Genomic DNA, 12138 nt, shown 5'->3' with positions numbered 1-12138 from the left:
TAAGTGTTTAATAATAAGCAAATCACCTTTATGAACGTAACTTGTTTAAATGATGCAAAAAATCTATCGACCAGATCAAATTATCATCAACTAATATGGAGAAGACCCATAAATTATAATGAACCATTAAAACGAGAAATTAGTGCGTACTAGTAAACCGCCACCGACCTTGTCGGTGATAGTTTACTTATTCCATGTTTCAACTTTAAACTTGATTATTCTAAGAATAAGGAGATATAACCGGTACACAGTAAACAAGAGAGCGATAACGTTTATTGCTTACCAGACATTTAAAGGAGGTACTCATGTCAACACCGGAAAAAACCAACATCGTATTCATATTAACCGACGACCAGGGCGTCTGGGCCGCAGGTTGTTACGGCAATCCGGAAATCCGCACACCGAACATCGACCGCATTGCAGCAACCGGCGTAAGGTTTGAGAATTTCTTCGTTTCCATCCCCGTATGCTCGGCCAGCCGGGCATCTTTTCTTACCGGCCGTATTCCGTCGCAGCATGGCGTACACGATTTCATTGCCGGCGGTGCCAATTTCGGTCCCGATGCGAAAACTTTCCTCAATGATGAGATCTGCTACACCGATGTCCTATCCAGTCACGGCTGGACCTGCGGTCTTTCCGGCAAATGGCACCTGGGCCACAGCGCTCTTACACAGCATGGATTCTCCCACTGGTTTGCCCATCCGACCGGTGCAGGCCAATACAACGATCAAAAAATGATTCGCGACGGCGTGGCAGCGGTTGCGCCGGGGTATGTGACCAATGCCATTACTGACGACGCTCTGGATTTTATCGATGCCCACGCCGCAGCTGACAATCCGTTTTATCTCAGCGTTCACTACACGGCACCGCATTCCCCCTGGACCGGACACCCCCAGGATATTGTCGACTCCTACGACGACTGCCCGTTTGACTCCTGCCCTCAGGAAGAACGCCATCCATGGGCGATTATGCCCAAAAATGTAGACCTGACCAAGGCAGACCCGACCGCACTTGGCCTGAGCAACAATCTGGGCAACCGTGAAAGTCTCAAAGGTTATTTTGCCGCGGTTACCGCCATGGATCTCGACGTGGGACGTATCCTGGACAAACTCGAAGACAAAGGCTTGCGTGACAACACCCTGGTCGTTTTCGTCTCGGACAACGGGTATTCGTGCGGCCATCATGGCTTTTGGGGTAAAGGTAACGGAACCAACCCGGTCAACATGTATGAAAACTCCATCAAAGTGCCCTTTGTCGCCTCCCATCCAGGCGTCATTCCAAAAGGCATGGTGCAGTCGGCCATGGTCTCCGCTCATGACTTCATGCCGACCCTCTTGGATTACGTTAATCTCCCATTGCCCGACACCAATCTGCCGGGCCAATCCTTCCTGCCCGCCTTGAAGGGTGAACAGGATACGGGTCGTGATGCGGTCGTCATCTATGACGAGTATGGCTACTGCCGCATGATTCGTACAACAGACTGGAAATACGTCCACCGGTATCCTGACGGCCCAAACGAGCTTTACGACCTGATTAATGATGCGGATGAACGTCAAAACCTGGTCGAAGACCTGGCACAGGCCCATCGCATCAAAGACCTTAAGGGTCAGATGGAAGCCTGGTTTAAAGAGTATGTTATCCCAGACAAAGACGGCATTGCCTGCGATGCCGGCGCCGGGCAAACACGCCCCATCGGTGCAAAGTGGGAAGATGGGACCGATGCATTCGTGTTTGCGGCAATGGGAGGATCCGCTAAGGTGCGTAAGCAGTGGCAATAACAGGCATGGTGAGGATAAACGTCGCCCCAGCCGATGATCCGCTATACAAGCGCCGTTGTCACCCTTGCCGTAACAAGAGACAACAAGGTATTCAGTGAACTTGGCGGTAGCGCGGCGTGGAAAGGTCATTCTAGCCCGGATTATTTATGACTTTTATTAAGGAGCGATTTTTATCCGCAGTTCACCACACTTTCGGGCAGGTTTTTTATCAGAACTGACTCTTAACCATTCCATTTGGCAATCAGCGTTGATTTCATATTCTTTTGCCGAATTCAAGGCGCAGTTGTCCTGCCGGCATGAAGAAATGAAGCCGCAAGGACTGGCTAGCCTGGGGCGGCTCGGATATTGAATAACGTCTAGGCCCTGAGGTGCTGATGGAGGTTAATCCGCGTCTCATCTGTATCAATATGCCCAGTTATGGCCGAACCGGTTTGTATAAAGATTATGTCGGCTGGGGTGACAACGCTGAGCCCCTGACCGGCCATTATTGGGTCAGGGGCTATCCTGACGACGATCATCCGCTTCACAATACGCCCATGTTCCACATGGACTCCACCGGCGGAACCATGGCCGCCATGGCCGCCATCATGGCCCTGCGCAGGCGTAAACGGACCGGCCAGGCCGGTTCCGGATTGCCTTTGCAAACCTGTCAGAAAAAGCGGATTTTACGTTGGATGAACGAGAGATTGATTCGGAAACGAAACTGTTAATAAATGTCGGCCGGCTGTGCTAACTCTTATGGAAAGTAACCTCCAACTTGAAGGCGAAGAAGACCGCACAATATATTAGGCTAGAAAAGGAAACTCCAGCTGAAGAAACTCATAATCAAACCGTTTTATGGATGGTACATCGTCGCGGTGGGCTTCCTCTCCATTTTCATCGGAGTTGGAGCGACCATTGATGCCATGGCGGTGTTCGTGAAGCCCATGTCAGAGAGCCTGGGTTGGACCAGGACCTTAATCATGGGCGCCGTGACAGTGGCGGCTGTTGCCACCTCTTTCGTATCGCCCCTTGTTGGACGCGTCATTGACAGGTATGGGGCAAGGATTCTGATGCCGGTGAGCGCCATCGCCGGAGGCGGACTATTCGTAGCCATCTCCTGGGTCAATCACCCCTGGCAATTCTATCTGCTTTTCGGGGTTGGAGTCGGTATCGCCAGGCCATGCTTCTCCCTTATGGCCGCAACGACGACGATTTCGAACTGGTTCATAGTGGAAAGAGGCAGGGCCCTTGCCCTTTGTACGATGGGCGCCGCCATATCGGCTTTAGTCATTATCCCGTACACCCAATGGGTGTTAACCACAATGACCTGGCGGGCCGCGTGGGTCATGCTGGGTATTTTAACGTGGACCCTTCTCGCCCTTCCGGCAGCCGTGATTATACGCCGCAGGCCTGAGGACATGGGACTCCTGCCCGACGGAGTGCCTGTTGAGGAAGACAAAGGAAAATCAGCTCGCGAGCCAGTTGAAGGGACGAAGAGGAGGTCTCCGAAGACCGAAGAGAATTGGTCCGCACGGGCGGCCATGAGGACCCATGCATTCTGGCTCATCCTATTTTCCCTCGTTCTTACCTCATTTCCGATCATGGGGGTTTGGCTGCACGCTTCAGCCAGTTTCACCGACCAGGGCGTATCTCCTGCGAAGGCCGCTCTGGCTATGGGATGCGTGGCCATCACATCCATCCCATCCAGGTTGTTCTGGGGCCTGGTGGCCGAAAGACTTCACCTGCGATACTGCATCCTCATCACCAATCTTGGCCTTGCCGCTTCAGTTATTTTCATCATGTTGGCTACGAATTTTCCGATGGCCTTGGGCTCTATGTTGTTATACGGAGTATTTGTAGGGGGAAGCATCGTTCTCCAGGTTATGGTGTGGCCGGAGTATTTTGGCCGACTGGCCCTGGGCGCCATCGCGGGCTACGCGGAACTCTTTCGAGTGGTCGGAACCGCTGGGGGTCCTCTATTAGCCGGGATCATTTACGATGTCTATGGAAGCTATTATATAGCCTTCAGTGCATTCGCCGGTGGCTGTTTATTGGCAACGCTGTTGATGTATCTCGCCAAGCCACCCTTGATACCTGACAAGGCCCAAGTTCAAATGTCAAAATTTTAATAAAATCGGCATAGTGAGATTAATGACTAATATTATTAAAGAAATAAGGAGCAACCCCCGCCTAACCCTTGGTAATACTGAAAAAGGGCTGAGCCAATTGGCGCAACCCTTTGATATAATGATGGTGCCGAAGAGGGGATTAACCCGGAGCGGCTAAGTGGTTGAAATTATTACTATCAATTTTGACCTGGGTGCTCATAATCTGCCGCATAAGGCACCCTATGGGCACCCATTTTCCATGATTTGCAAGATGAGAGTTAATACAGTAAAATAAGTTGCAGTTCACCAATAAAACTAAAGGCCATCGTTTATGCGTAGTAATATAGAGGACGTGTCAGTGCACTGAGCGAATCGAGCATTGACCTGATCGTTGTAATGTTTAAGAAAAAAAGAATGGCGATTGCAAAGTGTAGGAAGTAAATTAAATATCTTGGGTCAACTATAAAAAATCAGATAACCTTGGCGGTTGAAGAATAAAACGAAAAAATTGGAGGTATAATAATGAGCGGGCAATGGAAAGAGGTCGTTAGACTAGCCTTCAAAGGATCACGCTTTCGCGACCACGCATTAGATCTCACTGCTATTACAGAACTGAGTCGATTTCAGAAAATTGTGGCTGAAACAGCAAAGGCTCATTGGCGTATAGCCCACCCTGATCGTGAACGGCTTCCGAAGCGGTTTGAGGAACGTACACGATTATGTCTCCGTAGGATCGAAGAGGGAAGTGCTGTGGCGCCATTGGAGGTGTTCATTGAGGAACCAGAGCAAGAGGAGTTATTTGAACAGCAGGCTACCGAGATCAAAGAGGCTATTGAGCAAGTTCATCAGGTATTTCAAGCTGTGGAAAAAAATGAATTACTCCCAGATAACTTCCCCAAGGCACTTGTGTCCGATTATGAACAATTGGGGCAAGGACTAGCGGATGACGAAACAATCGAAGTGGTTCCAGTCGGAAAGGAGCCCACACATATAACACCATCAACACGTTCACATTTAGCTACTTTCGCCGAGGTTGGGTATGCAGATCATATAGATATAACCGGAGAGGTATTAGAAGCCGATGTCCGCCAGGGACGTTTCCAGGTGTGGTTAGATGAAAAGACGGGCGTTACAGTGACATTTTCTCAAGAACAGGAAAGCGAGGTTACTACTGCTCTTAGGGATCACCAAACTATTCGAATTCAAATTATCGGAAGTGGTGAGTTTTCTCCCCAAGGTAAACCACTACGAATCACACAGGTAGAAAAATTGCAACTTCTGGATGTCGGAGAAATAACTTACGATAATACGGCGCGGCCCATTGAGGATATTTTAGCAGAACTGGCATCTGAAATACCTGAGGAGGATTGGAATAAGCTCCCTTCTGACCTCACGGACCACTTGGATCATTATCTTTACGGAACACCCAAACGATGAAGGCAGTATTTGTTGACACCTTGTACTGGGTTGCCATTGTTTTGCCAAATGATCCCTGGAAGGAGCTCGCTAAGCAAGCTAGGTCATTGGGAGGTTCGCCTCGTAACAACTGATGAGGTTCTGACTGAGTTTCTGGCTCATCTGTCGGGCGGCGGAGAAAATATTCGTCGTCAAGCCGTTAAAATGGCGAGAGCAATCATTGACAATCCAAATATTAAGGTCATTCCACAATCTCGTTCCTCTTTTTTGGAAGGGGTGAAATTCTACGAAAAACGCCTTGACAAGGAATACAGTTTGACTGATTGCATTTCAATGAATGCAATGAAGATTGAATCCATCTCCGAAGTTCTGACTAACGATAATCACTTCACGCAAGAAGGCTTTAAGGTTTTAATAAACCGCTAAAATGTGAGAATACGGGAGATGTTTAATAATTTCCAGGGGCTAATATCACTCCTGTAAAGACGGATATCCTGGCCAGCCTGCCCCTGGAAACCTACCAGGCGCGCGACAGGAAGTGTCACTTGCCTAAAACGATCAAGCCTCGTAATAAATGGAGATTCACTCCCCGAAGCCGTGAATCAGCTTGATGATGAGGCACCCAGGGGCACCTTGGGAAAAGACGAAAGGCGCAACCCCTCAAGATCACGCCTTTGATATAATGATGGTGCCGAAGGCGAAATTAAGATGCTTCATGTAGATGACAGGCCACCAGATGTCCGGGAGCGGTTTCTCTGAGTTTGGGCTCTTGAACTCGACAACGTTGCTCAGAATATTGGCATCGAGTGTTAAACCGACATCCCTTGGGTGGATTTACGGGACTGGGAACATCTCCAAGGAGTAAGGTTCTCTCTTTTCTGGCAGTTGGATCAGGGATCGGCGCAGCTGAGAGAAGCGCTTGCGTATAAGGGTGCTGCGGTGTCACAAACAATGTTTCCCTATCGGTGAGTTCCACAATTTTGCCAAGATACATCACCGCAATTCGATGACTAATATGTTCAACTACCGCAAGGTCGTGGGTGATAAATAAATAGGATAGCCTGTATTCTTCCTGGAGATCCATCAGCAAGTTAAGTACCTGTGCTTGAACCGAAACATCAAGTGCCGAGACAACCTCGTCACAGATGATAAATTTTGGGTTGAGGATGAGAGCGCGGGCAATACCAACCCGTTGAAGCTGTCCGCCCGACATCTGATGTGGATATTTCTCCATATGCTCAGAGCTCAGGCCGACACGGTTCAGTGTTGCTTCGACAATATCATCTTTTTTTTGTCCCCGGGCCAATTTATAATTTTCGAGGGGTTCGCCGACGATACTGCCAATTGACATACGGGGATTTACAGAAAAGTATGGATCCTGAAAAACGAACTGCATTTCCCTGCGGTATTTACGAAGCTCAAACCTGCTAAGATTGGTTATATCCACTGATCGAAATTTAATGATGCCATCCGTTGGATCAATGAGTCTGAGGATGGTCTTGCCAACGGTCGATTTTCCGCAGCCGCTTTCTCCGACAAGGCCGAGTGTTTCACACGCGTTGATTGAAAAAGTTATCCCATCAGCAGCATAAACGTAACGCTTCTTTTTCCATAACATCCCTGTTCTCAGCAGGTAATGCTTCTTCAGGTCTTGAATCTCCAGTACCATCTCGGTATTTTTATTTACATCAGACACTTTGTGCTCGTTAACCATTCTTTCAGCTTACACCCTCATCGCATTCCCAACAAGCAACAGCGTGGTCCCGACTAACTTGTATTAAGCTTGGAGTTTCGATATGGCAACGTTCTGTTGAAAAAGCACAGCGGGGTGCGAAAGCGCATCCTATGATTTCATCTCTTAATGAAGGCACCATTCCCTCGATTTCGTGCAGGCGCTGAAGCCCTTGGCTGGATTGAGCAGCCCTGCCGATTCTGGGGATTGACTCCTTTAAACCGCGGGTATATGGGTGATAAGGATGCGCAAACAGCTCCTCGACGCCTGCTTCTTCAACAATATGACCGGCATACATCACGGCAACCCTCTGCGCTGTCTCGGCCACAACTCCAAGATCATGTGTGATCAACAATATGGCCGTATTGAGATCCTTTTGGAGGTTCATCAGCAATTTGAGGATTTGTGCCTGGATTGTCACATCAAGGGCTGTGGTGGGTTCATCAGCAATCAGGATATCGGGATTGGATACAAGCGCGACAGCAATCATCACCCTCTGGCACATCCCACCGGATAACTCATGAGGATGTTGATTCATAAGCCTTTTCGGGTCAGGAATTTGAACGCGATCTAAGATTTGAATCGCTCGATTGGCAGCCTGTTTTCTGGATAGCCCCAGGTGAATCTCTAATCCTTCAGTGATCTGTCGCCCCACAGTGAGAACAGGATTCAGGGAGGTCACGGGTGATTGAAATATCATGGAAATCCTGTCACCGCGAATTTTTTGCATCTCTTTGTTTGAGAGCTTCATGATATTACGATCCATAAACTCAATGCCGCCAGAATCGATCCTCGCAGGTGGCTGAGGTAAAAGCCGCAAAATTGACATCGCTGTTACACTCTTTCCGCATCCCGATTCACCAACAAGGCAAAGGATTTCACCGCGATCCAGCTTTAAAGAAATTCCATTGACCGCACGGACGGTTACACTTCGTGAACGGAAAGACACTCGCAAATTATTTACTTTTAAAACAGGCTTGCGTTTCGCTGAATCTCCAGATTCTGTTTGTGGGTGGGAATTTATATGTTCCATTTATTTTAATTCCTTTGCGATGCGTGGATCCAAGGTATCGCGCAGGTTGTCCCCAAGCAAATTTATAATAATAACGAGGAATGCCAGGTATGCTCCTGGAAAAAAAATGACCCAGGGCGCTATAAAAAATGTCAAACGCCCCTCTGCCACCATATTCCCCCAACTGGGTATTTCCGGAGGGGTTCCGGCACCTAGGAAGCTCAGAATAGCCTCAAAAATTACCGCCGCGGCAAAAGCATAGCTCATCTGAGCAATTAACGGGGCAAATATATTTGGCAAGATATGGCGGAAGAGGATTTTAGGGAGTTTTGTTCCAATACACACGGCAGCCTCGATATAAGGCTGTTCACGAAGGGAAAGTACCATGGACCGCACCAGGCGCGCAAATCCTGGTATCTGAGCCAATGAGATCGCAATGATAACATTTATGATACTAGCGCCAAATAACGTCATCAAGGCAATCGCCAATAAAATGCCCGGGATTGCCATTAGGGCATCCATTAACCGCATGACAATCGCATCAACGATGCGAATGTACCCACTTACAAGGCCAATATTAAGTCCAATGATGGTAGCCAGAATTGTAGCACCAAGACCCACGATCAGGGAAGTGCGTGTTCCATGCATAGTGCGTGCAAATACATCCCTCCCGAAAGAATCGGTACCAAACCAGTTTTCATGGCCAGGTGATCTCAGACGAATCTGCGGGCTGGCTATTATTGGATCCTTAGTGATATATGGCGCCAGCAAGGCAATAACTACAACACATAACAGAAACAGCACACAGCAAAGAATCATGGGGTTGTATCGCAGATACTGCAGGGTACTTTTAAAACGGTTTCTCCATTTTTTATGCCATCTAGAGAAGCTCACCGTTTTAATCCACTCCTTTCTCTCCAAGTCAATACTGAATACGAGGATCGACCAGCGAATAAATGATATCGATCACCAAATTGATCAACACGTAGACCCATGAAAATACAAAAAGAACGGAGCGTATGATTGGGTAATCACGCTGTGAGATGGCATCCACGACAAGGCGGCCTATTCCAGGAATGTTAAATACGGTTTCAGTTACCACTACTCCGCTCAGTAAAACCACGAAAGTGAGACCAATGATGGTAATGATTGGTACCGCGGCATTCCGTAATGCGTGACGGATCAACACGATACGCAAAGGCATTCCTTTGGCATAAGCCATGCGGATATAGTCTTGTGTCAAAACTTCAACCATAGTCGCCCTTGTAATGCGGGCTATTAAGGCCGCATATACAACGCCAAGCGTCAGGCAGGGCAGCGTTACGCTGCGTATCCATGGAAGAATTCCTTCTGATAAAGCTACATATCCTTGAATGGGAAACCAGTTTAATTTAAACGAAAAAATAAAGATAAAAAGGTACCCCACAACGAAAATCGGCATTGAAAATCCCAATACCGAGAAAGCCATAGTCACACGATCTGCCCATTTCCCTGCCTTAAAGGCCGCGATTATGCCGGCTGGCAATGACAGGGCCACTGAAACGATAATAGTGCCTATGGCGAGCGTCAGCGTCGGTTGAAGGCGCTGCAACATTAACCTTGAAACTGGAAGTTGATAGAAAACTGACTCCCCTAAATCGCCGTGCAGCAGGCTCCAAACCCATTTTACAAACTGGATATAAATTGGTTCGTCGAGATTGAGCTGCTCGCGGATACGCTCGACATCTTCAGGACTGGCTAAATCTCCGGCGAGAATAGAAGCAGCGTCTCCTGGAACCAGATAGAGCAGGGAAAAAACGATGAGTGCCACAAGCACCATTACCGGTATGATCATGAAAATGCGCCTGACAATATAAGCCCACATGATTTACTCCCAGAAGACGGTACCGAAAATTTATCGTTTCCCGGTGACAATGAATTTTAAATAGAATTTTAAATAACACACCTTGTGAGACAATGCAATAAAAAATGCATTAAAAAATTGCTCATAATAAACAAATGAACTTTTTTCTTGCATAATGCCAAAATCTTTGTTAAACGTGAATGAAAAATCAGCGAGGGATGGTAATGATGGCTGACCATAACAAGATTGTTCCTCCACAGACCCTTGAAGATCTAAAGAGTTTCTTATGGGATCTGAGACAGGGAAAGTCAGTTCTACCTCACCTGGGGCAGAAGTCGACGAAGACACTCGCAAAGATGGTGGATGCGCCTAATTACGCTGCGGTAACCAGCATAAATAAACTTGCTAAAGATTACAATATCAATGCCTCGACGCTTACTCGATTAGCGAAAAAATTAGGTTACAGTGGATTTAGCAGTTTTCAGGACATATTCCGTGAGTATATCGCTAATAAAAAAAGTTTTTATAGCTTACATGCTCAAAAGTTGTTGTCTGAAAAATCAAAAACCACCGGTAAGAACATTCCTCTTCTGCATGCGGTTTCAGAGGCTGAACTCGTCAATGTGCAGGAAATGATTGAAAATGTCGATGAGGTCAAGCTGGAGACTGCAATCAATCTTTTAGCCACGGCCCCGCGTGTTCGCGTTCTCGGCCTCCGTCAAAGTTTTTCCATAGCTCACTTCTTTTCTTACACTCTAAAACTGATTCGCAAAGAGGTTTCATTGCTCGGTCGAGCAGGTCATACCCTGGCTGAGGACATAGCGGAACTTTCTAGAAATGACTTGGTTTTTATAATTACTCTCCATCCCTATACAACGGATACTGTCACCGCATGCGCTGCAATTCGGGAGCGAGGCATAAAGATTATCGCACTCACTGACTCATATGGATCCCCAGTTGTATCTCAGGAAGAGCACACCTTTATTGTTTCGTCGGAAGGCCCCTTTTATTTCAATGGAATTGTTGCTTCTGTTGTCTTCCTGGAATCTTTATTGACGATGGTTGCTCGCGATCTGGGTAAAAAAGCCGTCAAAGAACTCAAACTTCGGGAGAAACTTTTTACAGATCTCAATGTGGAATTTTAGCAATGTACGGTTTCTAAGCAAGAGGCAGCCCTGTGCCAATAAATAAAAAGGTTACAGGAGATTTATTAAAGACGTATCAGGCAACCTAAAAAAACAGGAAGCAGGATTAAAGAAAAAGAGGAGGGTTAAAATGAAAAAAATTTTTTCAAAAGGGTTCCATTTAATTGTAATCTTCTTTTTAGCAATCTCAATGAACCTGGTTCTTTTCGCCGCACCTGGGCTCACAGATACCACGCTCCGAGTTATGTCAGCTGGAGACTTAAAAATCCTGGACCCCATTTTTACTACAAACTCGGTCACGATATCACACGGTTATTTGATTTATGATACCTTGTTTGCAATGAACAGCAAGTGGGAGCCGAAACCCCAGATGGTTGATACATGGTCCATGAGCCCGGATGGCATGAAGTATACCTTTACGCTCCGTAAAGGCATGAAATGGCATGATGGAACGCCCGTGACAGCCAAAGATGCTGTCGCGTCACTGAAACGCTGGGGAAGGAAAGGGGTTGACGCTAGGGCGATGAGGAAACGGATCGAATCAATCGCCGTCAAAGATGAATTGACCTTTGAGCTTAACTTTAAAGAGAAATTCGGGCCGGTGCTCATGACCTTGGCGAACCCGGTTATACCAGGATTCATTATGCGCGAAAAAGACGCGCTGACCTCTTATAAAAAGCAGATCAAGGAAACGATCGGGTCCGGTCCTTTTGTTTTTGCAAAAGATAAGTGGGTTCCGGGGAGTAAAATCGTTTATAAAAAATTTGACGGGTATGTGCCTCGAAGTGAACCTGCCGACGGTTATTCCGGCGGAAAGGTCGTAAAGGTTGACCGTATGGAAGTATGCGTCATTCCTGACGCTAATACTGCTGTACAAGCCCTTATTGCCGGAGAAATCGATATCATGGAAAAAGTGCCTTATGATATATTGTCTATGATAAAAAAAGCCGGTGGGATAGAGCTTCGAGTCACTAACCCATTGGGGATATTAGGTCAGCTTCGGATGAATACTTTACATCCCCCGTTTAGTAATGTGAAGGCGCGAAAGGCGCTGTTGATGATGGTTGATCAGAATGAGTTCATGACAATAGCCGTCGGTAACTACCCTGAATACAAAAAGGT

At 47.2% G+C, this 12138-nt stretch carries 10 protein-coding genes and 1 pseudogene; 7 read left to right on the top strand and 4 right to left on the bottom strand.

The features are described from left to right. Positions 1–305 precede the first annotated feature (305 nt). The 5 genes and pseudogenes from JRI95_13025 (at position 306) to JRI95_13005 (ending at position 5710) form a co-directional block, all read left to right on the top strand. The gene (locus tag JRI95_13025) at positions 306–1778 is read left to right on the top strand and encodes a sulfatase-like hydrolase/transferase (protein MBW2062464.1); all 1473 of its coding nucleotides are present in this window, start codon (positions 306–308) and stop codon (positions 1776–1778) included. Between the two features lie 374 nt (positions 1779–2152). Next, the gene (locus tag JRI95_13020; GenBank protein ID MBW2062463.1) at positions 2153–2488 is read left to right on the top strand and encodes a CoA transferase; all 336 of its coding nucleotides are present in this window, start codon (positions 2153–2155) and stop codon (positions 2486–2488) included. A gap of 147 nt (positions 2489–2635) precedes the next feature. Further along, the gene (locus JRI95_13015; GenBank protein ID MBW2062462.1) at positions 2636–3889 is read left to right on the top strand and encodes an MFS transporter; all 1254 of its coding nucleotides are present in this window, start codon (positions 2636–2638) and stop codon (positions 3887–3889) included. A 501-nt stretch (positions 3890–4390) separates the two neighbouring features. Beyond that, entirely contained in the window at positions 4391–5305 is a 915-nt protein-coding gene (locus JRI95_13010; protein ID MBW2062461.1) for a hypothetical protein, read from the top strand. Next, a pseudogene (locus JRI95_13005) lies at positions 5302–5710 on the top strand (type II toxin-antitoxin system VapC family toxin). Before JRI95_13010 ends, JRI95_13005 begins: the two are co-directional and overlap by 4 nt. 277 nt (positions 5711–5987) lie before the next feature. Here JRI95_13005 and JRI95_13000 read toward each other — a convergent pair. The 4 genes from JRI95_13000 to JRI95_12985 all read right to left on the bottom strand — a co-directional run bounded on the left by JRI95_13000 (position 5988) and on the right by JRI95_12985 (position 9892). After that, entirely contained in the window at positions 5988–6998 is a 1011-nt protein-coding gene (locus JRI95_13000) for an ATP-binding cassette domain-containing protein (protein MBW2062460.1), read from the bottom strand. A 4-nt stretch (positions 6999–7002) separates the two neighbouring features. Further along, positions 7003–8049 (bottom strand): ABC transporter ATP-binding protein, encoded by a 1047-nt coding sequence (locus JRI95_12995; GenBank protein MBW2062459.1) that lies wholly within the window; start codon positions 8047–8049, stop codon positions 7003–7005. After that, positions 8050–8847: an ABC transporter permease gene (locus JRI95_12990; GenBank protein MBW2062458.1), complete on the bottom strand. Its 798-nt coding sequence runs from the start codon at positions 8845–8847 to the stop codon at positions 8050–8052. A gap of 103 nt (positions 8848–8950) precedes the next feature. Continuing rightward, on the bottom strand, positions 8951–9892 hold the full coding sequence (locus JRI95_12985; GenBank protein ID MBW2062457.1) for an ABC transporter permease: 942 nt from the start codon (positions 9890–9892) through the stop codon (positions 8951–8953). 203 nt (positions 9893–10095) lie between these two features. On the opposite strand from JRI95_12985, the gene JRI95_12980 reads away from it, so the two are divergent. Beyond that, entirely contained in the window at positions 10096–11016 is a 921-nt protein-coding gene (locus tag JRI95_12980) for a MurR/RpiR family transcriptional regulator (GenBank protein ID MBW2062456.1), read from the top strand. A gap of 130 nt (positions 11017–11146) precedes the next feature. Continuing rightward, a partial coding sequence (locus JRI95_12975) for an ABC transporter substrate-binding protein (protein MBW2062455.1) occupies positions 11147–12138 on the top strand: 992 nt, incomplete at its 3' end.

This window comes from Deltaproteobacteria bacterium (assembly GCA_019308995.1).
GTDB lineage: Bacteria > Desulfobacterota > Desulfarculia > Adiutricales > JAFDHD01 > JAFDHD01.
This window is presented reverse-complemented; position numbering and strand designations above follow the sequence as displayed.